Annotated in this window: 20 protein-coding genes; 12 read left to right on the top strand and 8 right to left on the bottom strand. The window is 52.1% G+C overall.

The window, feature by feature from the left end; all coding sequences use genetic code 11:
• Positions 1 to 120: 120 nt before the first annotated feature.
• Complete coding sequence (locus MFFC18_RS23205; RefSeq protein ID WP_238381182.1) at positions 121 to 1455, top strand: PQQ-binding-like beta-propeller repeat protein; 1335 nt, start codon at positions 121 to 123, stop codon at positions 1453 to 1455.
• 58 nt (positions 1456 to 1513) lie between these two features.
• On the opposite strand, the gene uvrA is transcribed toward MFFC18_RS23205, so the two are convergent.
• The 4 genes from uvrA to MFFC18_RS23225 form a co-directional block, all read right to left on the bottom strand.
• Positions 1514 to 4369: an excinuclease ABC subunit UvrA gene (gene uvrA / locus MFFC18_RS23210; protein WP_075082764.1), complete on the bottom strand. Its 2856-nt coding sequence runs from the start codon at positions 4367 to 4369 to the stop codon at positions 1514 to 1516.
• A gap of 61 nt (positions 4370 to 4430) precedes the next feature.
• Positions 4431 to 4931 (bottom strand): DUF3592 domain-containing protein, encoded by a 501-nt coding sequence (locus tag MFFC18_RS23215; RefSeq protein WP_148619077.1) that lies wholly within the window; start codon positions 4929 to 4931, stop codon positions 4431 to 4433.
• A 32-nt stretch (positions 4932 to 4963) separates the two neighbouring features.
• Positions 4964 to 5929, bottom strand: a complete 966-nt coding sequence (locus MFFC18_RS23220; RefSeq protein WP_075082762.1) for a hypothetical protein — start codon at positions 5927 to 5929, stop codon at positions 4964 to 4966.
• A gap of 55 nt (positions 5930 to 5984) precedes the next feature.
• Positions 5985 to 6449: a helix-turn-helix domain-containing protein gene (locus tag MFFC18_RS23225; protein WP_084416850.1), complete on the bottom strand. Its 465-nt coding sequence runs from the start codon at positions 6447 to 6449 to the stop codon at positions 5985 to 5987.
• Positions 6450 to 6735: 286 nt separating this feature from the next.
• Between MFFC18_RS23225 and MFFC18_RS23230 the strand changes: the two genes are divergently transcribed.
• Positions 6736 to 8241, top strand: coding sequence for a sulfatase (locus tag MFFC18_RS23230; RefSeq protein ID WP_084416849.1), 1506 nt, complete (start codon positions 6736 to 6738; stop codon positions 8239 to 8241).
• Between the two features lie 186 nt (positions 8242 to 8427).
• Positions 8428 to 9183 (top strand): hypothetical protein, encoded by a 756-nt coding sequence (locus MFFC18_RS23235; protein WP_075082760.1) that lies wholly within the window; start codon positions 8428 to 8430, stop codon positions 9181 to 9183.
• Between the two features lie 77 nt (positions 9184 to 9260).
• On the opposite strand, the gene MFFC18_RS23240 is transcribed toward MFFC18_RS23235, so the two are convergent.
• Positions 9261 to 9938, bottom strand: coding sequence for a methyltransferase domain-containing protein (locus tag MFFC18_RS23240; protein WP_075082814.1), 678 nt, complete (start codon positions 9936 to 9938; stop codon positions 9261 to 9263).
• A gap of 113 nt (positions 9939 to 10051) precedes the next feature.
• Here MFFC18_RS23240 and MFFC18_RS23245 point away from each other — a divergent pair, with 113 nt between their 5' ends.
• Positions 10052 to 11338 carry a metal-dependent hydrolase family protein gene (locus MFFC18_RS23245; protein WP_075082759.1) on the top strand — a complete coding sequence of 429 codons (1287 nt, stop codon included), beginning with the start codon at positions 10052 to 10054 and terminating at the stop codon, positions 11336 to 11338.
• Between the two features lie 69 nt (positions 11339 to 11407).
• On the opposite strand, the gene MFFC18_RS23250 is transcribed toward MFFC18_RS23245, so the two are convergent.
• Positions 11408 to 11662, bottom strand: a complete 255-nt coding sequence (locus MFFC18_RS23250; protein WP_148619078.1) for a hypothetical protein — start codon at positions 11660 to 11662, stop codon at positions 11408 to 11410.
• Positions 11663 to 11722: 60 nt separating this feature from the next.
• Positions 11723 to 12223 (bottom strand): hypothetical protein, encoded by a 501-nt coding sequence (locus tag MFFC18_RS23255; protein WP_148619079.1) that lies wholly within the window; start codon positions 12221 to 12223, stop codon positions 11723 to 11725.
• A gap of 267 nt (positions 12224 to 12490) precedes the next feature.
• On the opposite strand from MFFC18_RS23255, the gene MFFC18_RS23260 reads away from it, so the two are divergent.
• Genes MFFC18_RS23260 through MFFC18_RS23270 form a run of 3 tightly spaced genes read left to right on the top strand, consistent with a single transcriptional unit; the run spans position 12491 to position 16579 of the window.
• Positions 12491 to 14230 (top strand): Hsp70 family protein, encoded by a 1740-nt coding sequence (locus MFFC18_RS23260; protein ID WP_075082756.1) that lies wholly within the window; start codon positions 12491 to 12493, stop codon positions 14228 to 14230.
• Positions 14223 to 14960, top strand: coding sequence for a hypothetical protein (locus tag MFFC18_RS23265; protein ID WP_148619080.1), 738 nt, complete (start codon positions 14223 to 14225; stop codon positions 14958 to 14960). The genes MFFC18_RS23260 and MFFC18_RS23265 overlap by 8 nt, the downstream gene beginning before the upstream one ends.
• A complete protein-coding gene (locus MFFC18_RS23270; RefSeq protein ID WP_075082754.1) occupies positions 14957 to 16579 on the top strand; it encodes a J domain-containing protein in 1623 nt (540 codons plus the stop codon). The genes MFFC18_RS23265 and MFFC18_RS23270 overlap by 4 nt, the downstream gene beginning before the upstream one ends.
• A gap of 79 nt (positions 16580 to 16658) precedes the next feature.
• Here MFFC18_RS23270 and MFFC18_RS23275 read toward each other — a convergent pair whose 3' ends face one another.
• On the bottom strand, positions 16659 to 17150 hold the full coding sequence (locus tag MFFC18_RS23275; RefSeq protein WP_261344764.1) for a bis(5'-nucleosyl)-tetraphosphatase: 492 nt from the start codon (positions 17148 to 17150) through the stop codon (positions 16659 to 16661).
• Between MFFC18_RS23275 and MFFC18_RS23280 the strand changes: the two genes are divergently transcribed.
• From MFFC18_RS23280 to MFFC18_RS25135, 5 genes are all read left to right on the top strand, one after another.
• A complete protein-coding gene (locus tag MFFC18_RS23280; RefSeq protein WP_075082752.1) occupies positions 17135 to 17728 on the top strand; it encodes a cob(I)yrinic acid a,c-diamide adenosyltransferase in 594 nt (197 codons plus the stop codon). The genes MFFC18_RS23275 and MFFC18_RS23280 overlap by 16 nt on opposite strands.
• A 248-nt stretch (positions 17729 to 17976) precedes the next feature.
• Positions 17977 to 18315 (top strand): P-II family nitrogen regulator, encoded by a 339-nt coding sequence (locus MFFC18_RS23285; RefSeq protein WP_075082751.1) that lies wholly within the window; start codon positions 17977 to 17979, stop codon positions 18313 to 18315.
• 88 nt (positions 18316 to 18403) lie between these two features.
• Complete coding sequence (gene glnD / locus MFFC18_RS23290) at positions 18404 to 21097, top strand: [protein-PII] uridylyltransferase (protein WP_075082750.1); 2694 nt, start codon at positions 18404 to 18406, stop codon at positions 21095 to 21097.
• Entirely contained in the window at positions 21094 to 22404 is a 1311-nt protein-coding gene (locus tag MFFC18_RS23295) for a tetratricopeptide repeat protein (RefSeq protein WP_075082749.1), read from the top strand. Before glnD ends, MFFC18_RS23295 begins: the two co-directional genes overlap by 4 nt.
• A 198-nt stretch (positions 22405 to 22602) precedes the next feature.
• Entirely contained in the window at positions 22603 to 22776 is a 174-nt protein-coding gene (locus tag MFFC18_RS25135) for a hypothetical protein (RefSeq protein WP_157665053.1), read from the top strand.
• Positions 22777 to 22843 lie beyond the last annotated feature (67 nt).

Genomic DNA, 22843 nt, shown 5'->3' on the forward strand with positions numbered 1-22843 from the left:
CTGGCAACAGCTGACGCGTGGGTCCGCTGGCTCGGAAGCTTAAAACGAAGCAAAGCCCCCAAAACGACAAAGAACTCGCTAGAATTGCGAGCCCATTTTTACTGGAACCCAGGAACTACCATGCTTGCCTCGAATCGAATTACAGTCGCCCTGCTCTGCTTGACGCTCTGGCCGCTTGCGAATGCCAACGCCGATGACTGGGGTCAGTGGATGGGGCCCAATCGCGACGGCGTCTATCGAGAGACGGGCATCATCAATGCAATTCCTGAATCGGGCTTGAAAGTAAAATGGCGAATGCCGATCAAAAGCGGCTACGCCGGACCGGCGGTTGCCGATGGCAAGGTTTTTGTATTCGACTACGAGGCAACTGAGGGAAAGGTTGTCAACGACTACGGCAGCCGAGCTCAACTCGCTGGCAGTGAACGTCTGGTCGCGTTCGACGAAGCGACAGGCAAGCAACTCTGGACGCACGAGTACGACTGTCCGTACAACATCTCCTATCCTTCGGGCCCTCGCTGCACACCGACCGTTGATGGTGATCGCGTTTACATCCTGGGTAGTGAAGGAGACTTGCGGTGCGTTCAAACAGAAGACGGTTCACTGGTTTGGAAGAAGAATCTCAAGAACGACTTTGGCGCCGAAGTTCCCATGTGGGGCTTTGCTTCGCATCCACTGATCGATGGTGATTTGCTCTACACAATGGTTGGAGGTAAAGGTCAGGGTATTGTGGCCTTTGATAAATTGACTGGTGATGTGAAGTGGAAATCGCTCGATTGTGCGGCGGGCTATTGCCCTCCAATCATTATTGAAAAAGGCGGCGCGCGTCAATTGATTGCCTTTAACCCAACGAGCGTTGCGTCACTCAACCCTGCAGACGGAAAGCAGTACTGGAGCGTTCCGATTGAGTCGCTGTACGAGATGTCCATCGTGCGTCCGATGCTCGACGGCGATTTCATGTATGTCTGCGGCAAGGGCAACCAGTCCGTGATGTTGAAGCTCGACTCCACCAAACCAGCGGCGACTGAAGTTTGGCGCGGCCGACCGCGAAAATCGATTTACGGCGCCAACGCGACGCCAATGTTTGTTGACGGCATGCTCTATGGTGCCGACCAGGACATGGGCTGTCTGATCGCGGCCGATGGTAAAGACGGGACGCGATTGTGGCAGACGTTTGACGCGACCAATCCCGCCGAAGATCGCAAGCTTGCCCACGGGACAGCGTTTGTGACTCGAATGGGAGACACGAATCGCTATCTGATCATGAGCGAAGTCGGCGACTTGCTGATCTCGGAACTGACTCGCGAGAAGTACACACCTCACGGCCGTTTTCATGTATTAGAGCCAACAGGTACCACGTTTGGTCGCTCCTTCGTTTGGTCGCATCCGGCCTACGCGAACAAAACTGCTTACATTCGCAACGACGAAGAAATCGTTGCGGTTGATCTGTCGAAGTAGTTGGAAATCGCGCGACCTCCCATCCGCGTCAACCGTTCGTCAGAGGTTTAGCACCTGTCTATAGACACGACTTCAAAAACTGGCCCGTGTGGCTGGTCTTCGACTTCGCCACGTCCTCCGGTGTCCCACAAGCCATAATCTTGCCGCCCTTGTGACCGCCTTCGGGACCGAGATCGATGACGTAGTCTGCGGTTTTAATCACGTCAAGATTGTGCTCGATCACCAGCACCGTGTGCCCGTTTTCGACCAGCCGATTCAGACTCAACAGTAAGCGTTCGATATCCGCAAAATGTAGTCCCGTCGTGGGTTCATCGAGAATATACAGGTTGTGTTTGCCGCGTTTCAGTTTGCCGAGCTCTGACGCGAGTTTGACACGCTGGGCTTCGCCACCAGAGAGAATTGTCGATGGATGCCCGATCGTGAGATAACCCAACCCCAGTTCATACATAACCGTCAGCTTGCGGAGGATCGTCGCCTGGTCGGCGAAGAAATCGACTCCCTCTTCAATCGACATGTTGAGCACATCAGAAATGTTTTTGTCGTTGTAGTAGATCTGCAACGTATCTTCGTTGTAGCGATCGCCTTTGCAAGTCGGACAGGTGACTTCCACATCCGGCATGAAGGAAAGTTTGGTCACGATTGTGCCTTCGCCGCTGCACTCTTCGCAGCGTCCGCCTTTGACGTTGAAGCTAAACCGCGACGTCGTGTACTTTCTTGCCTTGGCTTCCTCGGTGTCAGCGAACAGTTTGCGAATATTGTCATAGAATCCAATGTACGTCGCCGGATTGGAACGCGGCGAACGACCGATTGGTGATTGATCGATGTGGATCACGTCATCGACGAATTCATGCCCTATCAAGTCATCGTGATCGCCGGAAAGGACTCGGCTGTCATGCAGGACGTTGTAAAGTTTCTTGTAAACGATCTCGTGGATCAGTGAACTCTTGCCGGATCCACTCGCCCCGGTCACGCAAACGAACTGACCTAGCGGAATGGCCACATCGAGGTTGTTCAGATTGTTCTCGCGGGCCCCCTGAACGATTAACTGCTTTTCCGTTGGCATGCGTCGATACATCGGCACCGGAATCCCGTCCTTGCCCGACAAAAATCTTCCGGTTGCCGAATTTTTGCAAGCCATCACCGATTTGAGTGGTCCGTCGACGACAATTTCGCCACCGTGAATCCCGGGACCAGGTCCGATTTCAACAATATGATCCGCAGCGCGAATCGTATCTTCATCGTGCTCGACAACGATCACCGTATTGCCGATGTCACGCAATCGACGCAACGTTTCAATCATTTTGACGTTGTCTTTTGGGTGCAAGCCGATACTCGGTTCGTCGAGGACGTAGAGCATACCCATCAAGCCAGAACCGATCTGCGAAGAGAGTCGAATCCGCTGAGCTTCGCCGCCGGAGAGCGTACTGCTCTTGCGATTCAGGTTCAGATAGTCGAGCCCAATCGAGATCAACAGGTCCAAACGCGTCGTAACCTCGCGGAGGATGATATCGAAGACACCTTTTTGTTTGGCCGTCGCCTTGATCGACTTGAGAAACTTCACCAGTTCGACCAGATGCATTTCGCCGGCTTCGAACAGGTTGATTTTATTGATCGAGACCAGTCGCCGCGCCCGCTTGAGCCTGGCACCTTCGCACTCAGGACAAGGGTGCTCGACCATAATCTTTTTCAGATAGTTATCAATGCCCGCGCTGCTTTCGCCGCGTTTGCGATACCAACGGTAGTTGTTCTCAATTTGAGTGATCACGCCACGGAAGCTGACTTGCTTCCCTTTGCTTTTGTGAGGCTTGGCACCGGGCGGAATCTGGACTTCAAACTTTTTCCCCTTCGATCCATACAGCAACAGGTCAATCGCCTTCTTCGAAAGCTTGTTGTAAGGTTTGTCGAGGTCGATCCTGAAAGCCTTCGACAGGCTGTATAGCATTCTCCCACCCCACGTGTCTTTTTTGTGCTGCATGGCTTCCTTGACGAAAGCGCCTTCATTGATCGAACGTGACGGGTCGGGAACCAGAAGTTGCGGGTGAACACGCATTCCGGTACCAAGACCCGTGCAAGTCGGGCAAGCGCCGCTGGGATCGTTGAACGTAAAATTGCGATGGTGCATCGTGCCGGCGATGACTTTGTCTTTGGTGCAGCCAAAGCCTTTGTAAAACTTGTCCTTCTTCGTTTTCGCCATTCGGCTGGTGATTTCAAAAACCAGCAGACCATCGCCAAGCTTCAACCCGTGTTCGAGCGAGGTCACGACCTGTTTGTCGATGCCTTTTTCGATAACGAAGGAATCAACGATGGCTTCGATGCGAAACTCCTTTTCCTCGTCCAACTCCACGTTGCCGCCAAGATCGGTTTCCTTGCCGTTGATACGGGCCTGACGATATCCGTTGACGCGAATCTGTTCGAGCGTGTACTCGTAGTCTTCGCCATAGATTTTGAAGACCGGAGCCCGAACTTCGACTTCGGTTCCTGCTGGCAACGCCAACATGTGCTCCATCATCTGATGCGGTGTGCGAACAGGAACTTTCTTTTCGCAGTATGGGCAATGCGGCGTTCCTACCGTTGCAAAAAGCATCCGTAGATAATCGGAGACGTCGGTCATCGTCCCGACGGTTGACCGTGGGTTGGAGCCGATCGTTTTTTGGTCGATGGAAACAACAGGAGAAAGCCCATTTACGAAATCGACATCCGGTTTCTTCAGTTGGCCCACGAACCGCTTGGCGTAGGAACTCATCGAGGCCAGCAACCGCCGCTGCCCTTCGGCATAGACAGTGTCGAACGCCAATGACGATTTACCGCTGCCGCTGACACCCGTTACGACGATCAGTTTATCGCGAGGCAACGAGACGCTGATGTTCTTGAGATTGTTCTCACGCGCGTTCTGCACGTCGATGTTTTTCTGCATGGATTCAAAAGAATGTTAGAGGAGAAGCTGACGCAAGGTCAGCCGTGTCATTGCCATCGCGCTATGAAATTTTCGATGCCTGATCTCTCGATCTGGCCAGCCAGGCCATCAAGCCGGCGAAGAACATTGCGCTGAAAATCACGCCGAGAACAACATAATTCCACCATGGACTTGTCTCCACATCGATCACTGATCGCGAAGGATGATTTGGGTCATAGTGAACTTTAACGGATTGCTCCGCATCGAGAAGATTGACACCTGAGCTTTGGCTGCCGCCGGGCGATCCAAACGAATAGCGCCACCCGATGTAGGCTTGGTTATCAACCTGATACTCGTAGCGGAAACGGACTTGCAATCTCGTTCTCGGGTTTTCGTTGGTATATCGTCGCTTGCTCGATTCGATGACTTTTCCTTGCGTCGTTTGCCAATCGGCAGCATGAAAGCTGTCTCGAATATTCCCGAAGGCTGGCCACAGCAAAAACCCAATCAGCAAGCCCAGCAAAATTGCTACGCCCAACCATTCCAGTAGCGCAAATCGCGGTTTGGTTGCCGGGTTATTCATTTTTGAAAACCTGAATTCGTCCGCGTTCAAAATTAGTCCGGGTCATAAAAGTATGCCGGCTCTTCCACGTCAGTCCGACTTTTTTTGGTTATACGAAACGGCATCGCCAACTTTTCTACAATGCCTGCGCGTTCCAGCCACTCACATGCCGTTTCGATGTGGCCGGGATAAATTTGTGAATGAGCAAAGTGTTCGCTGATGTGTGACAGCGGAACCGTTCGATTCTCCTTTTCAAGAAACTTCAGAATCGGTCGCAGGTGCTTCAGGGCGTTGTCTTCGACATAGTGGTCGACTTGTTCAAGCGCCGACAACAGACTCTTTTTGGTTCGTTTCTTCGAGATCACATCGGTGTAGATTTGCTTGAACAGTTTGGGCTGAAGTTCGATCGCCCTGTAGATTGCAGCGTGCTCCCAGACCGCCCCATCGTTGATGACTTCCACACTGGCCACGCTATGAACGGCCCACATCAGCGACTCAAAACCGAGCTCCAGATCGTTTTTACGTTCAATTCTTTTACGAGTGTATCGTGCCGAGCGAATGATCCTGGTCATCGCGATCAAGCGTTCTTTTTCCTGATCTCTGGTCGCGATAGTGTTGGCCGCATCAAACCATTTTCCAATCGAAGGATCGTCACAATAGACCAGATCACGCTTTGCAAAAAAGCTGGCTGAGAACGCCGTACGCGAGGAGCCTTCCACCATGTGCCTGAAGCGTGAACGCGGGATGATCTCTGCGTGAAAGTTGATGCCGTTTTCCACAAACGTCCGATGAGTTCGAACGTCATCACCATCGCTTTTGAGTCGTCGCGAAACACCGTCGGCCTCGATAATCCAAAGCCCAATGGACTCCTTCCACCACATCAGTCCTTCGTCGAAACTGCCCACACGAACCGCGGCCAGAATGTTACGATCTTCTTCGAGTCGCTCGATAAATGACGCGAGAGCTTTTCCAAGTTGTTGACTGGACTCGGACGGATCAAAGACAGGAAGGGGTGACATTTTCTTTCGCTCCGGGGGATCAAAGAAGTTTAGTCGCTATTGGTCCTGATTACACCTACAACGTCCATTGACCAACTTGCAAGCCTCGAAGGTTAATGAAATACAGAACGTCGTCAGGACCAAACGCAAATTCGGTCGTAAACTGGCTTCTCCACCAGCACAGTCGCAACGACCAGTTGGCGTAGCCTTTGGGTGGTGAGCCCAGACGCATCGCAACGATTTTGGCTTCTTGCTTTCCATCGAGAAGCTTCGGAGTCGGTGGTGTATCACGTCTCTTGCGATTGAGGCACTCTTCAAAACCTCGTTCCACGAATCGCTGACGAACATTCTCAACTGTTTGCCGGCGACAACGATACGCCTCGGCGATCTGAACATCAGTCCAGTTCGGACCATCAGCATCCGACTGAAGAAGGATTTGTGCTCGGCGAACTTTCTGACTCGTGCCCTTGAGACGTTTGACTATTTCCTCTGCCGCTTGACGTTCGGCTTCCGACAATCGGACGATATACTTCTTCTGCATGGCAACCTCCTTGTGCTGCGTACAGAATCCCGATTTTCAATCTACCGATCAACCCCAATCTTTAGTGCTGACAGAACACTAGCTTCCGCAATCGATTTTAGGTCGTCGTCAACCATTGGAGCAAACACCTGGTATCGTTGCGGAATACCGGAGTTCAAACACGATAGCGGGAAGCTCACTATAATCCGGAACAGGAAGACCGTATATATTTCGTTTTTACGCAAGAGTTCGCGCACGACCATCTGCGACCAAACAATGCAGACGTGCAGGAAAGGTTCGAGTGACCATGAAGGCAGCAGGCATCGTGCAACATTTGTTTACCGCCGTTTGGGCGATGATCGTTTTGGTCTCGTCTCCAACTGACAATTGTTTCGCCCAGGAAAAGCCAAACATCCTGTTCATTGCAATCGATGACCAGAACGATTGGATTGGCTGCATGGACGGCCATCCACAGATCAAGACACCTCACATTGATGGACTTGCGACACAAGGCACACTTTTCCTCAACGCCCACTGTCAATCGCCGCTTTGCAATGCGTCACGAACCAGCTTGATGACTGGCTTGCGGCCTTCGACCACTGGAGTCTACGGACTAGCGCCGACGATTCGCCAGGTGCAAGAATTCAGCGATGTCGTCACATTGCCGCAATACCTGAAGAACAACGGCTATACGACTTACATGGCCGGCAAAATTTATCACGGCGGCTACGGACGACAGAAAACGCACAACGAGTTTGATTTCGTTGGACCGCCCGCCGAAGTTGGTGCCAAACCCGAAAAGAAACTGGTCGAGACACCTTCGCCGCATCCGCTAGTTGACTGGGGAACATTCCCGCATCGCGACGAAGACAAAGGTGACTGGGAAGTTGCGTCATGGGGAGTCGAAACACTCGACGCGAAACCAAAAGAACCGTTTTTTCTGTCGGTCGGTTTTTTCTTGCCGCATGTCCCCTGCTACGTGACCCAAAAATGGTACGACATGTACCCGGAAGAGACGCTTGAGCTTCCGCCGTTTTTGGCTGGTGATCGAAACGATACGCCTCGGTTCTCGTGGTACTTGCATTGGAAACTACCCGAGCCAAGACAGGACTTTCTGGTTGAATCCAGCCAATGGAAAAACCTTGTTCGATCCTATTTGGCCAGCACAACTTTCATTGACGCGCAGATTGGCCGTGTACTCGATGCGCTTGAGCGAAACGACTACGACGACAATACAATCATCGTGCTCTGGTCAGACCACGGATTTCATTTGGGCGAAAAACGGATCACGGGAAAGAACACGTTGTGGGATCGCAGTACCCGAGTCCCGCTAATTTTCGCTGGACCGGGAATGTTGCAAGGTCAAACTTGCACGCAACCTGCCGAATTGCTCGACATGTACCCGACTCTGCTGGAGCTTTGTGGCTTACCGAAAAACGAAGCCTTGGAAGGGCTGAGTTTGATGCCCCAGTTGAAAGATCCAAACACAGTCCGCGAGCGTCCCGCCATTACGACTCACAACCACGACAATCACGGAATCCGCAGCGAAAACTGGCGCTACATCCAGTACGCCGACGGCAGCGAAGAGCTTTACGACATGCAAGCCGACCCCAACGAGTGGACCAATCTCATTGGTGACAGCAAGCACGATGCAGTGATCGAGCAACATCGTAGATGGCTGCCAAACGTGAACCAGAAACCAGCTCCGGGCAGCAAGCATCGTATTTTGACTTTCGAAAACGGCGATGCAATCTGGGAAGGCACGCCGATCGAAGAAGATGACTCGATTCCTGAAATCGCAAATGGCAAGTGATACTGGTTTACTGACTCCATCGTTTGGTGAAGTTTCACAGAATCGACTGAACAAGATTCCACGCCGTGCGTTCTTTCCGCAGCAGGATATTCTTTGCCGGCTCCCGAATTCTTAACATTGAATGTTTACGATTCGCGCCGTCGAACTTGTCCTTCACGGATCTGAATTTTCAAAGGAAACCATGCTATGAAATTGCTCAACCGTTGCCACATTCTGTTGGCTTTGTCGTTTGCTGTACTGGCCGCACCACTGGCGGAAGCACAGACGTTCAGCAAGCCTATTCGCAAGACATCAGTCTATTATTCGGAGACTGGATCCCAGCAGCAGTGGGACGAATGGGAGACTCCGGATCCCGACGCAGAAGATTCTGACAGCGAAACAAACCGCAGCTACGGACAGTGGCGAAGCGATCTTGAATTCAACAATCCTGACAACTACAGCAGCAACCCTGCCAACATCTGGACTGCCGCTTCGCAAGACTCTGACATCGATGCAGCGTCGAAGACTTTCTGGAACTACGGGTATGCTTTGGCTTCGATCTACGTCCAGGGCGACGCCGTTTCTGACGCGGACAGCCGATTCCGTTTTGATTTCGAAATGACTGACTCAGGTCGCCTGGTTCTGCAAGGCGAAGTTGGCGTCACAAACTTTTACGGCTACGATCAGGCTCGTGATCGCTCGGGCACAGCACGTGTTGTTGTCCGAGTCATCGACCTCGCGACCAACCAGAACGTGTATCGTAAAGTCGTCAGCATGAGCGATGAAGACGGCGGAGTTTACTACGACAGCTACGAATTCGATGACGAAGAAATTGAACTTGAGAGCGGAAACTACCGTCTGGTCGTCAACGCGTTTGCCGATGACGTTGCGGTTTCGGATCAAGTCAACTTCTCTCTGGCAGTTGCCTACACAGAGCTTGAAGGCTACATCGAGCAGGACTGATTCTCGTATCAAGCTTCGCAGCTAATCTTCAGCACATCAACGGTCGAGCTTTCATGCTCGGCCGTTTTTATGCGCCGTTACATTTTGCGGTACCAGGAATTGACAGCGGGCTGACCCGTGTAGTTGGGCCCAGCTTCTGGATCGGCGCCCAGATACTCAAGGGCGAAATCAACGTTGCGAATGCCGTCAGAACGCAACAGTTTCTGCAACGCCGAATAGCTGAATCCCGCATGCCGCAGACCGTCGATCAGCTCGGAGTCATCGCCGTTTTCCAGTTTCAGGTTGTCGCGATCAAGGTTCGCAGCAAACGTCCCGATTGGCGACAACCACGCAAGAGATCGCTCGATCAGTTGCAGCTTGTCACCGATGTAGTGCAGCCCGTGCACGCAAGTGATCAGATCGAACTTGCACTGCGGCGGCGGTTGCCACAGCGAAAGTGATGCTTCAACCAGAGTCAATGAGGCTGACTCATTCGAGTCAAACATGCCCACCAGATCGACGCCGATGATCTCGATCGACAGCGATTCTTTATCGACCTCTGCAGCGGCTTCAATCAGTGCTTTCCCGGTTCCGCAGCATAGATCCAGCCATTTCGCATTGTCATGCTGCGCCTCCACGTCACGCAGAAATGCCAACGGATCAAATCGCAGATCGCGTTCATATCCGTTGCTGCCTCGCAGGTTTCGTTCCCGATTCATATTGCAATTGGCGACGACGTCTGATTCTTCAAGTTCGCTGTCGGAAAGGAGTTCCATCATTGGTTTCGCAAAAAATTGGCCGGGGATCACACCTGCAATTCTATGCGACCAACTTCGGCTGAGTTAGACTCGGAGAATAGAAATTCTTTTCGATCCGCAAAGCCAATCTCATGATTCGAACCATTCTTGTCGTCGTCGCACTTCTGTTTCTGCAAGCCGTTGGCTCCGCGCAAACCGTGATCCATGCTGGCAAGCTGATCAACGGCAAGGATGGCAAAGTCCACGACGAGATGACGATCGTCATCGGCAAAGGAAAAATCGCGGCGGTCGAAGAAGGCTACCTCGATCCGACCGACGATTTGGTGACCGTGATCGATCTCAAAGACCACACCGTCATGCCCGGTCTGATGGACATGCATACGCACCTGATGATGCAGCATCACAAGAAGATTTACTCTGACAAATTCTTCATGAACGATGCGGACTTTGCACTTCGTTCAACGACCTACGCAAAGAAAACTTTGCTGGCCGGGTTTACAACGGTTCGCGAGCTGGGTGACAACGGCACCAATTCTGTTTCGCTTCGCAAGGCCATCGACAACGGCTGGATTGTCGGTCCACGAATTTTCACAGCGGGTAAATCGCTGGCAACAACTGGCGGTCACGCCGATCCGACCAACGGCATGAAGGGCAGTTTCAAACGCGACGGCACGCCAGTCGATGGAGTCGTCAACGGCGTTGACGATGCTCGCAAAGCAGTTCGTCAGCGGTACAAAGACGGTGCAGATTTGATCAAGCTAACGGCAACCGGTGGCGTGTTGAGTCTGGCAGTTAACGGTCAGAACCCTCAGTTCACCAAAGACGAACTTGAAGCGATTGTCGAGATAGCGAAAGACTATGAGATGACCGTCGCCGTACACGCGCACGGCACCGAAGGCATGAAGCGTGCCGTCCTCGCAGGTGTCAATTCCATCGAACACGGGACTTACATGACGCCCGAAGTGATGGAGTTAATGAAGGAACGCGGGACTTACTACGTGCCGACATTGATGGCCGGTGACTGGGTCGCCATGAAAGCCAAAGAAGACGATTACTTCCCCGCCGTCGTGCGACCGAAAGCCGCTGCGATTGGGCCAGTGATCATGAAGACCTTCGCCAAAGCACACGCGTCCGGTGTGAGAATCGCGTTCGGTACCGATTCGGGCGTTTCGCCGCATGGAGAAAACGCTCGCGAGTTTGAACTGATGGTTGCCGGCGGCATGACGCCGATGCAGGCCATTCAAAGTGCGACGCTGGAGGCGTCAAAATTGCTCCGTATCGAGGACCGTCTGGGAACGATCGAGAAAGGCAAGCTCGCAGATATCGTCGCTGTCAAAGGTGATCCAATTGAAAACATCTCGCTGATGAAAAACGTTGCTTTTGTGATGAAAGAAGGCACGGTTTTCAAAGACGAATAGGCGTTGGATTGTCCTGGCATGCGGAGAAGCGACACTGGAAATGTATCGTTGTCCGCCTCTCACGGCCACCTATTCTTTCCATCCGCCTTTGCCGCCCCCTTTTATCATCCGGGACTTGGCTTTTGGTTTTGCTTTGAACTCGTACGTTTCGCCAAACAATTTCCTGACCGCTTCTTTCTGAGTCGGGCGTAGCGACGAGAGTAGTTCCTCACGAGCCTTTTCGCGAAGCTTAGCTATTTCACGTTGGAGCTCTGCTTCGATCTCCTTTTCCTTCGTTCGCAGATTGGCACTTTGATCGTCCGTGATTTCGAGATTCGTTTTCACCGGATCTGAAGTTAGGATCTCGACGAAACTCGTTCGCCGAAGCAAACGTTGCATCCGAATCTACTTCAGTCGCTCGACCTGATGCGGCAGCAAAACATCATTGAGGTCGTTGGTGGCCGATTCACGAATTGACTGAATTTGTGAAATCAAGTTTTCGCGATCTGAAAAATCAAGACCGCGAATTTGCTCGGCTGCACGTTTTTGAATTTCTGCGTTGAGATCTTGAAGCTGCTCGTACTGGTCGTCCAACATTTCCAAATCCGATCGAACATCCGCATCGGCAAGCATGCCAAGCGTACTTCCATCGGCTTCGTATTCAGAAGCCGTCCAGCCAACTGGCTTATTGAGCGCGATGTCGTTGAGCATTGGAACCAAAGCCTGCAGTTCCGAGCTGCCACCGTCGCGGTAGGCCGCCTGCTTCACGGCTCCCATGAACTCGCGGTACTCGGACTGCGAGTTGAAAATTCCAACAGGCCCCTCATCTTTCTGAGCGGTACAAATCGACCCGAAGACGATGGCGAAAAAGCAAAACATTGAGGCAAAGATAAAACTGAATTTCACGTGAAGTGTCCCTAAATCGTTACCGGTTCAAGCGGCGGCCATTATCAGCACGCAATAGACTCTGTTCAAGAGATTGATGCCGATCATCCAGAGCAAGATCTTTCATTCTACGCACCTGCCAACAATTTCTAACGTTTAGAACCAAGTCACAACGAGAATACAATCGCGGATCGAAAGCTTTCAAGTTGGTGGTCCTCTACTTATATTGTGTAAGCTAACGACGCCGATTCAATTCGGCAGGAGACAACTTGAACGACTGGTCAATCAATGTCATCGATAATCGGAATCGATCTGGGAACTACAAATTCGCTATGTGCAGTATTTCAGGATGGCGTTCCCAAACTAATCCCAAATGTTCATGGGAAATTCTTGACGCCCTCGGTCGTCGGAATCACTGATGATGGCCAGGTAACGATCGGCGATACCGCGAAAGAACTGCGAATCACGAAACCGGATCGTTGCGTTTCGTGTTTTAAACGCTGGATGGGGACGGACCGCAAAGTCCAATTGGGAAAGCGATCCTTTACCGCAACTGAACTTTCAAGCCTGGTCTTGCTGTCGTTAAAGTCCGACGCGGAATCACACCTGAACCAGAAAATCACCGAAGCGGTCATCACGGTCCCGGCCTACTTCAACGAGAACCAGCGACTGAGCACGAAACAGGCTGGGGAGATGATTGGCCTGAAGGTTCGACGCATCATCAACGAACCCACCGCAGCCGCACTGACTTACGGCTTTCATGACCGACAAGCTGAAAAGCACTTGATGGTGATCGATCTTGGCGGCGGCACCTTTGATGTGACGCTGATGGAAATTTTTGAGGGCACGCTGGAGATCATTTCAACCGCGGGTGAAAGTCAGCTTGGTGGTGAAGACTTTACCGATCGGCTGGTGTCGGTTGTTTTACAGCAGGAAAATTTGCAGCTGGAAACGGCTGAGATGAAATACCCGTTGCGGACGGCTCGGCTGCGACAGGAATGCGAAACAGCCAAACGGGATCTGGCAAAGAACGAAAAAGTAAAGATTCGCGTTCCAGACGATAGCGGAAAATACAACGACTCAAAATCATTGTCTCTGACTCGCGAATCGTTCAGCAAGATCTGCCGCAAACTGGTCGACCGGCTCAGGAGCCCCATCTCCAAAGCGCTTCGCGATGGCGACCGCAACCCGGACGAAATCGACGACATCATTTTGGTCGGTGGATCAACTCGGATGGTTCTGTTGAACGAACTGGTGAAAGAATACTTCGACCGCGAACCTCAGATGGACTTCAACCCGGACGAAGTCGTCGCTCTTGGCGCCGCGGTTCAGGCGGCTTTGATTGCTGACGATCGGGCTGTCGAAGACATGGTGATGACCGACGTTTGTCCTTTCACCTTGGGCGTTGAAGTCGTCAAACAGTTTGGCCATCAGGTTGTCGACGGATTCTTTCAACCTGTCATCAACCGCAACACAACGATCCCAGTTTCCAGAGAGGAAGTCTTTTCGACCGTCGCTCCAAACCAAACGGAAGTGAAACTTCGCGTATTTCAAGGTGAAGGGCGCAAGGTCAAAGACAATCTGGAACTCGGCGAACTTCAGATCGAAGGAATTCCGCCCGGCCCGCCGGGCCAACCCGTGAACGTTCGATTCACCTACGACATCAATGGGCTGCTGGAAGTCGAAGCCATCATTCCTGAATCAGGCCAACGATTCAGAGTCGTGCTGACGAACCACTGTAGTTCGATGTCGGACGCGGAAGTCCGACGAGCCGTTGCGGACCTTGAGAAGATAAAATTTTACCCTCGTGACGAACTGCGAAATCAAAGGCTGGTTCTGTTTTGTGAACGAATGGTCGGAGAAGTCAGCCCATTGCATCGCGATCAACTGGAAGCAGCCATCGACCAGTTCGAACATGCGATGGCGGCCAGCGACGTGAAGCTGTTCGAAGCGACGCGTTCGCAACTGCTTCAAACGTTGTCGTTTTTGGATATCGAGTATTCCGACGAGGACGATTCCGTTGGCTAAGCAACCTTTGAAAGATCAGCGCAACAAAGCAGGGCCGCAAATCCTCAAACGTAGCGGCATCCAAACGCGCCGTTATCTGGAAAAAGTCCTTGGGCTCAGTCCTGTAGTTGCGGCGCAGCAGATGGTGGAATTGCGATGGCAATTCTGCGGATTCAACACAGAGGCCGTCAACGAATCTGCGACTGACGATCTTGCGGAACGACGCAAATGGAATCGTAAAGAGCTTGAAAAAATCCGATCAGCATTCTGGTTGATTGATCCATCCCAATCGCGTCGGGCGCTGGACGAACTGTTGGTTGATGATCTCCCGGAGCTGAAGATCGGCGTCGAACGACTGAAGCTGTTGTCGCATTGCCACAGCGACATGAATGAACTCGCGAAACATTGCAAACGTGACATCAATCTGTACAACACGTTTCGGCGACTGGTGATGCTTTCGCCTCGCAAAGCTGGCAGCGTAAAAGAAAAGTATCTCCGATCGCTTGCGTATGCCGAGAACATCGAGAAAGTTCATCGGATGGTCAAGATGATGCGTACGGAGTTTCCGGAACTTTATGCCATCGAATCAGACTGGTTCACCCAAATCCTGAAGATCAAATCGCGCCGCCACGATAGCCCTTCAATCGCCAATGGAATCAGCTTTGATCTTGGCATTCCGTCGTGGATGTACGTCGTCACAGCCATCCTTATTGTCCGCGTCCTGTTCGCTTTTGCACGGATGGCGTTATGAGTACTGATGTTGACTGGTCGTTGCTACCATACCGTGCGAAAGAGTTCTTTGGTCTGCCGAAAGAGTTTGACCGAAAGACTTTAAAGCGTGCTTACAACAAATTGATCCGGCAATATAAACCGGAAAAGTTTCCTGACGAATTCAAGAAGATTCGAGCCGCCTTTGAGATGCTCGAAGACGAGCTGCGCTATGGCAAATCATCCATTTCGCCAGTTTCGAGTTTTCAGGAATACGTTTGGCAACCGCCAGAGGAGTCCAAGGCTTCCGCCGCTTCGGTGCAAACGGCTCCGAGGAAAGCGGCGATCGAGAGACTGAAATCTGAATCTCCTGCAGCGATTTACAGGGACTTCAAATCACAGAGCAACCGTAGCCCTTATGACTTTTTCGTATTGGCTACGCTTTCCGACATCGTGACGGAAGATCCAACGCTGTATTTCAAATGGTTGTTGACTGGTTTGCAGGAACATCCGAACGACCCGGGGTTGGTTTCTCTGATTCAGCATTTCTTCCATCAGGACTTGGACGAAAATTTCCTGAGATCGGCTTTGATGACGACGTCGAAAGTGATCACCAGCGATCGATTTTATTTCGTAACCGAGAAAGGCTGGCAGCGACTGTTGAGGATCAGCGAATTTGCTCCATTCAAATCAACCTTGGCGCGGTGTGAGTCCAACCTGAAAGATCATCGCAACGACAACCAGATTGTGTTTTATGCGGAATTGCTCAAGGCCGCGATTTGGAGAGCAGATCCAGCTTGGGTGCAGGAGAAATTTGCGTTGCTTGAAGGAAACGCTGGGCGACTCGGACCGCGGTTGGAATACGAGCTGGAGGTCCTCGACCACTTGAGCGCCTATCAAGCCACATCAAGCGAATTCACTCGCGGCTGCCCAACTCGGACTGCACTTCACCAAGCGATCGTGGATTACTACTCCCTTGATGAGCAAGAAGGCGATGCGAAGGTCATCGAATGTCAAAACCAATTGGGAACCGACGCACAGGCCCTGATTCAGACATTCGATGACGACGAAGAATTGGCAGGCTCATCTTTCATGTTGCTCTGGTTCGCAATCAACGAAGATGTTTCGCAGCGACACGGATTCAAGACGAACGCCAAATTCCGATCTCGAAAGCATAAACAGGACTACATGAAACGGCTGTACAGTCTGATCGAAGACCTGGATGAGACCTGGCATCTTTCAACGCGCCATGTGCTGACCTATTACGCGCTGGTTTGCGGTTCCTATTTGCTGATGATCGTCACACCATTTATTCTGCTGGCTTCATGGCTGTCGATTGGTGGCGTGATGGCAGCTTGCGTTGTGTTGGCCGTCCTGGGCGTGATCGCGAACAAGGTTTGGATTTTCCCACGAACCATAAAGCCTCGGTTTGACCGTCATATCGACAAGACGATTCGCAAGAGCTACCAGGAACACTGGCGAGGCCGATTTGTACAGTTCTTTGAAGCAACAGGTTCCAACATGAACCAACTGGTTCGCGTCATGGCACACATGATGACGGACGACGACAACTTTCGCGGAGCAACGACATGGCTTCCGGAAATGCTTCACAACGACATGGGCCTGTTGATCTATTCGATGTCAGTTCCCTATCGAAGGTAACTTGAAACAACTCAAGATTCTCGGCAAAGCCAGGAAAGCGATCGTGACGAGCTACAGAATCAGAGTCGCAGCGACGGCATCAAGTTGAAGCCGCATCGACAACATCGCCCTGGCTTTTTCCTTGCCACCAGGATTCAACTTCGGCTAACAAAGGATCAATTGTTCTTTCCTGAATCGAATGTGGAGGATTCCACTCAACCCACTCGTAGCCTTCGTGTTCCGTCGGAACAATCTCGACGTCTTCCAACAACTCTGCGAGGTAGATAACCAGTTTCTTTTTCTTCTTTGTCTTCTTGTTTTGGACAATGTAGCGTTCCTTGAACTTGAATCCATCTTCGATCTTTAGATGCCGTTCTTCGATTCCGGTTTCTTCCTGCAGCTCTCGCAACGCACACTGCAGATTGGACTCTCCCTCATCAACGTGTCCCTTGGGAAGGTCCCAGCGTTTGGGATGCTTCATCAGTAGAATTGAACGTTGTGGTTGCGTCCGATAGATTAAGAAGCCACACGATTTGACTTTTTCCACTGCGGTAATCCTTTTTGCGCCAAAATGCCATGAAAATTTATACACGTAATGGCGACAAAGGGGAAACCGGACTGCTGGGCGGCGTTCGAGTTCCCAAGTCGAATTTGGTGATCGAAGTTTGCGGAACCATCGACGAATGCAACTGTCTGATTGGCTGTTCGATAACGGCATGGAAACATTCAGATCTGGGCTCGCCGGCTGATTCCAATGACGGCACCGATTTGGAATCGGTTCTGGCGAAAATTCAAAGTGAACTGTTCGACCTCGGCAGTCGCGTCGCTGCGGCTCTGTCACTGAACCCCCAAACCCAACCTGTTCTAGCGGACGAACAGAGCTCGGTTCAACTTGAAAAGTGGATTGACCAGTTTGATGGTCAACTTCCCGCTTTGCAGACCTTCATTTTGCCCGGTGGTTCGCCGGTCGGATCTCAGTTGCACCTTGCTCGCACCGTTTGTCGTCGCGCCGAACGGAGGCTGGTTTCGCTAATCGAGTCTCAAACCGATCGGGATCTGTCCACTGATCTGGTCTACCTGAACCGACTTGGTGACCTGTTGTTTGTGATGGCCCGATACGCCAACCAGATCGGCGGAAGCGTCGAAACACCCTGGACGGCATCCACCTAAGAACGTATGGTTCCATCACCGTTCGTTTGCCAGACGCTTGTGAGGGTAGATAATTTCTCATCAGCACCGGTCAGCAGGCGATTGGCCCGCGAAAATTCACGAATCCCCGATGAGCCCGGAAGGCGTTGACGTTACAATGTTGGGGCATCGGATCCATCAGAATATCCGCGGCAACCACCATTGAACCCATCGATTCCGCCTCGGCGATCACCAAATACGATTTAACACAAGCTACCTCAGGAGTTCAAATGAAGAAAATTGAAGCGATTATTCGTCACTTCAAACTGGACGAAATCAAGACTTCACTTAACGAAGCCGGCGTCGAGGGAATGACGATCACAGAAGTCAAAGGTTATGGCCGTCAGAAAGGTCACACCGAAATGTATCGCGGTAACGAGTACGCGATCGACTTTGTGCCGAAAGTGAAAGTCGAAGTAGTGGTTGCAGAAGCAAACCTCAAAGGAGTCGTGGACACCATCATGTCCAAGGCTCAAACAGGCCAAATGGGCGACGGCAAAATCTTCGTTTCCGATCTCTCGGAAGTCATCCGTATTCGCACCGGCGAGACGGGCGAAGACGCGATCTAGCGGACCCCGATCACCATTGACATACTAACCACGGAATCCTGGAACCGCACGAAAGTCGGACGGAGACCAAACCTTTTATGCGCGGACCATGTCGTCGACCACAGACGGATTTCGAAAAAGTGTGCTCCAGGCCAAGCAGAATTGGACCGAAGGTCGCGCGAGAATTCATGAGCAACATCAATCTGGCGGGTCAGGTCGGGATATCACCCGACAGATGTCTGACCTGCTGGATTCGATATTGCTGGAACTCTATGAGGCCATCAAAACGGACCTGTCGCCGAACCTTGAGTCTCGCGTTGCGCTAGTGCTTCTGGGCGGATGCGGCCGTCAGGATATCGCTCCGTATTCGGACGTGGACCTGATGGTTCTATATCAGGGACCGATGTCGGATGAACTGCGCGAAGTTTCAAAACGCGTTTCCCAGGATGTGACCGATGCCGGTTTGCCGCTGGGATACAGTTTGCGGACTCCGCGAGAAGCTTGCAGCATGTCGCTTAAAGATGCTGTGATCTTTTCTTCAATCACCGAAGCACGCTTTCTCGTCGGAAGTCGACCACTCTACGACAACTTCATCAGTCGATTCCAACGACTGACGAACAAGAACGCGACGAACCTCACACGAGCAATCGTCGAGGCCAGGGAAAAGGAACGGCAGGAGTTTGGCGAAACGGTTTACCTGCTGCGACCGAACATCAAAAAATCACGTGGCGGGCTGAGAGACATTCATCTGATCCGCTGGCTGGGTTTTGTCCGCTTCGGCGTCACCGACATTCAGGAACTGCTCAAACGAGGCGGTATTTCGACTGCGGACACAAAACAGTTGATGGCCTCGCATGAGTTCCTGCTGCGAATCCGCAACGAGATGCATTTCCATGCTGGCAGAGCAAATGATGGGCTGGGCCGCAACGAACAGGTTCGACTGGCGGAACTGCTGGGCTACGACGGCGACGATGCGTTGTTGTCCGTCGAGTCATTTATGCGTGACTATTTCCGCAACACCAGCCGAATCACGTACATCTCCGACCACCTGGTGGCGAAGATGCTCAATCGGAACTCACGCGGTTCTTCGATCGTGCTGAGTCCGCTGCTCACACGGCAAATCGATGAACATTATCGCATCACCGGTAGTGAAATCGGCATCACACGCAGCTCGATCAACATTGCCAAACATGATCTGGAGAAAGTTCTGCGTCTGATGCAACTGGCCTGTTTGCATGACAAAAAACTACATCACGACACGTGGCTGGCCATTCGCCACGCGATGTTAAAGTTCCCCGACATCAAATTCACTCGCGAAGCCGCCCGTATGTTCATGGCGCTGCTGTCAAACACCCAGCGGCTTGGCGGTCTGCTGCGGCGGCTGCATGAAACGCAAGTTTTGCATCGCATCATTCCCGGGTTCAAGCACGTTCGTGGGCTGTTGCAGTTCAACGAATATCACATGTACACCGTCGATGAGCATTCGCTGCGAGCGGTTGAGAATGCGATCGCGTTTGAGCACGACAACTCTGTGCTCGGCCGGACCTACCGCAACATCAAGGAAAAGAACCTGCTGCATCTGGCGCTGTTGCTGCATGACCTTGGGAAGGGATTTCCTGAAGACCACAGCATCGTCGGCGAACGCATCGCAGAAGAAGTCGGCGTTCGGCTTGATTTGCCAGACGATGACATCGAGACCATCAAGTTCCTCGTCCGGCACCACTTGCTGATGTCTCACATCGCAATGCACCGAAACATCAACGACATGGAACTGGTTGCAGAATTTGCGTCCAAGCTCGGATCCGTGAACATGCTCAACATGCTGTTCATCCTCACTTGCGCCGACATCTCCGCCGTTGGACCAGGGGTGCTCAATCCGTGGAAGATGCAGCTATTGACCGAGCTTTTCAATCGTTGCACCCTCATTCTGGCCGGCGATGGACACGACGATGGTGTCCCAAAGCAAGACCGTCAGCGGGAAGAAATTTGCACCGCGGTCGCCTCCCACGCTGACGACGATCAGGCAAAACAATGGCTACTGGAGACCACCGGCAATCTGCCACGGAACTATTTGCTATCTCACAGTCCCAAGGAGATCGCCGCTCGTTTCCTCCCGATTCGCGACTTGAAAGAAGGCGAACCTGAGTGCTGGGTCGAGTACGAGGAAGGCCCGTCGGTTTACCGAATTTGCATTGCGAACGTCGACCATCGACGCTCTGGTAGCTTCTACCGAATCACCGGGTTGCTACCAAGCTTGGGACTCAAGATCCGTTCCGCAGACATCAAGCCGCTGTCGGGACCGATCATGTTTTTCGCGATCCAGTTCCAGGATTCAGAGCACCGCGAGGGGCAACTTCCGCAATGGCGAATCGACGAAATCTGTCAGAAAGCGAGAGACACGGTATCTGGAAAGGCAACTGGCCCGCCGAAGTTCCGCAAGAAATGGGGCGAGGAGGAAACGCTCGCGTTGCAGCTTTCCCGGCCTCCGATCAGTGTGAAAACAAATAACCGCGCGGCCAAACATGCCACGATCATCGACGTGTTTGCCTACGACAAACCGGGACTGCTCTACCAAATTTCAAAGAAGATCTATCGGCTGGGCCTCGACGTCACGTACGCCAGAATTTCAACTTACGCCCATCAGATTATCGACGTGTTTTACGTCACCGATGAAGACGGGAACAAAATTCGCAACCAGAATCAGCTGCAGATTATCCGCAACGAAATCGTTCGCGCTGTTACTGATTTTCTGGAACCGGAGCAATCAGATACCGACAGCCCTGCAAGCGAGAATCAGTCATGAGTTCCGGAGTTGAGAATCGACTGACACGCGGGATCGTGATCGTTGCGATCGCTTCCATTGCGATGGCTCCCATGTGCTTTTACGGTTGTGGCCCGGAATGGGCCAGATGGGATGCGACTCAGGCGAACATGTATTTCCGGCAGGGCGAAACAGAAGACGCACTCTATCAGCTTCGCGATGCTATTGGCAAAAGCCCGCGCGACCCGGTGCTGAAACTTACTCTTGCGGAACGTCTGATCGACATCGAACAACCGTCCGAAGCCCTTGAGCTTGTCGATGAAGTGTTGCGAGTCTATCCCGACAACTTCAGAGCGGCTCAACTGAGAACGCTGTCTCTGCAGCACCTTGGCGACTTTACGGCCGCACTCGAAACTCAACTAAATTTCGACAAAAGCCTTGGTTCTTTACGACGATCGGCTCCGCGTCGAAACGAACTAGCTTACCATCGCGCACTGGCAAAAACCGATTTACCATTGGCGAAAGAAGACATCGAAGTCGCCGTCGAATCGGCAAACCGATCTATAAGCTGGGAGGGAGACGATCAATTGGACCTTGGCATCAAGGCGACCGTCGTCGCGGCGCTTGTTGCCCGCTGCTGTGACGCGAACAATGAGGCCATCGTCACGATCACTGATCAACTGGATCTGCTACGTGAACAAATTCGCGACGCCAGTGAGGATTTGACGTCTCATGTCTATTCGCTGACGCAAACCTCGTTCCCTATCCGACAAAACTCCGGGATTCTGCGACGCCAAAAACGATTGAATGCATTTGAGGAACGGGCAGCGGTGCTGCTTAGCTGTCGCGCGCTGCTGTATCAGGATCTCAAGGAATCGGCTCACTGCATGGCAGATCGCGTTGAAGTTGATCGCCTTGGTTTTGACAGTGCGAAGATCGCGGCGGACTTCCCGGATGAGAAAACGGCGGTTTTGTTTCTTGACTACGCCAGTGCTTTTCTCGACACCCGTGGTTACTTGTGCAGCTTGCTGCCATGGCAAAAAGACATCGATCCCCTGAGTTCAAAGAAGAGCAACTTTGTCTCCAGCTATTCAGATGCGTTGCGTGATTTGAACGTCGCGATTCTCTGTAGCAAAGTGAACAGGCAGTCTTTCGACAGTTCGCTCCGAAATTCGCTGGAACTGCATCGGAACAAGGCTCGTGAACTGAAACGTCTGACTCGGCAATCTGCGGTTCTGCTCTACCATCGCCAAACGCTGCATCAACGAGCCGGTGAAATCGAATGGGCAAAACGGGACAAGCAGCTAATTCTCGACCTCGGACACAAACCGGGGCCCGGCCTGTTTTAGCCTGCATTTGTCGGCCGCCGTTCCCGGCAGGGAGTCATGATTCGGGCGAATTGACAGGATAATCATCCGATTCGGTACGACCGTACCCAAGGTGTCCTCGATGTGCGATTGTTGGACGCATTCCTTCTGCGGTCCTCAAAAATATCCTAACCTTCATAGAGGGATCAGTTTCTTACATCGATTTTCCAGGTACGTTCAATGACTCCTATGTCACGATTTATCAATGGCCTCTCGGATCTGATAACAGACACCGCGGGAGCTACTTTCGACATGTTCGAGCGGATGGATACCGTTCAGCTTGCGACATTGTCGATCTGTGTTTTGGTCGTTGCCGGCATGTGCCTTCGGGGCAATCCGGTACGCGGAGCCTAAACAATTGCAGAAGCGTAGTGTGTAAACAAAGAAAGCTCGCTGGCCATTCGGGTCAGCGAGCTTTTTC

It is taken from the genome of Mariniblastus fucicola, assembly GCF_008087665.1.
Lineage (GTDB): Bacteria > Planctomycetota > Planctomycetia > Pirellulales > Pirellulaceae > Mariniblastus > Mariniblastus fucicola.

Coding starts and splice junctions, on each gene's coding strand:
- MFFC18_RS23260 (WP_075082756.1), top strand. CDS start 12,491: ATGTCATCGATAATCGGAATCGATCTGGGAACTACAAATTCGCTATGT.
- MFFC18_RS23240 (WP_075082814.1), bottom strand. CDS start 9,938: ATGGAACTCCTTTCCGACAGCGAACTTGAAGAATCAGACGTCGTCGCC.
- MFFC18_RS23225 (WP_084416850.1), bottom strand. CDS start 6,449: ATGCAGAAGAAGTATATCGTCCGATTGTCGGAAGCCGAACGTCAAGCG.
- MFFC18_RS23280 (WP_075082752.1), top strand. CDS start 17,135: ATGAAAATTTATACACGTAATGGCGACAAAGGGGAAACCGGACTGCTG.
- MFFC18_RS23295 (WP_075082749.1), top strand. CDS start 21,094: ATGAGTTCCGGAGTTGAGAATCGACTGACACGCGGGATCGTGATCGTT.
- MFFC18_RS23220 (WP_075082762.1), bottom strand. CDS start 5,929: ATGTCACCCCTTCCTGTCTTTGATCCGTCCGAGTCCAGTCAACAACTT.
- MFFC18_RS23245 (WP_075082759.1), top strand. CDS start 10,052: ATGATTCGAACCATTCTTGTCGTCGTCGCACTTCTGTTTCTGCAAGCC.
- MFFC18_RS23235 (WP_075082760.1), top strand. CDS start 8,428: ATGAAATTGCTCAACCGTTGCCACATTCTGTTGGCTTTGTCGTTTGCT.
- MFFC18_RS23230 (WP_084416849.1), top strand. CDS start 6,736: ATGAAGGCAGCAGGCATCGTGCAACATTTGTTTACCGCCGTTTGGGCG.
- glnD (WP_075082750.1), top strand. CDS start 18,404: ATGTCGTCGACCACAGACGGATTTCGAAAAAGTGTGCTCCAGGCCAAG.
- MFFC18_RS23285 (WP_075082751.1), top strand. CDS start 17,977: ATGAAGAAAATTGAAGCGATTATTCGTCACTTCAAACTGGACGAAATC.
- uvrA (WP_075082764.1), bottom strand. CDS start 4,369: ATGCAGAAAAACATCGACGTGCAGAACGCGCGTGAGAACAATCTCAAG.
- MFFC18_RS25135 (WP_157665053.1), top strand. CDS start 22,603: ATGACTCCTATGTCACGATTTATCAATGGCCTCTCGGATCTGATAACA.
- MFFC18_RS23205 (WP_238381182.1), top strand. CDS start 121: ATGCTTGCCTCGAATCGAATTACAGTCGCCCTGCTCTGCTTGACGCTC.
- MFFC18_RS23270 (WP_075082754.1), top strand. CDS start 14,957: ATGAGTACTGATGTTGACTGGTCGTTGCTACCATACCGTGCGAAAGAG.
- MFFC18_RS23215 (WP_148619077.1), bottom strand. CDS start 4,931: ATGAATAACCCGGCAACCAAACCGCGATTTGCGCTACTGGAATGGTTG.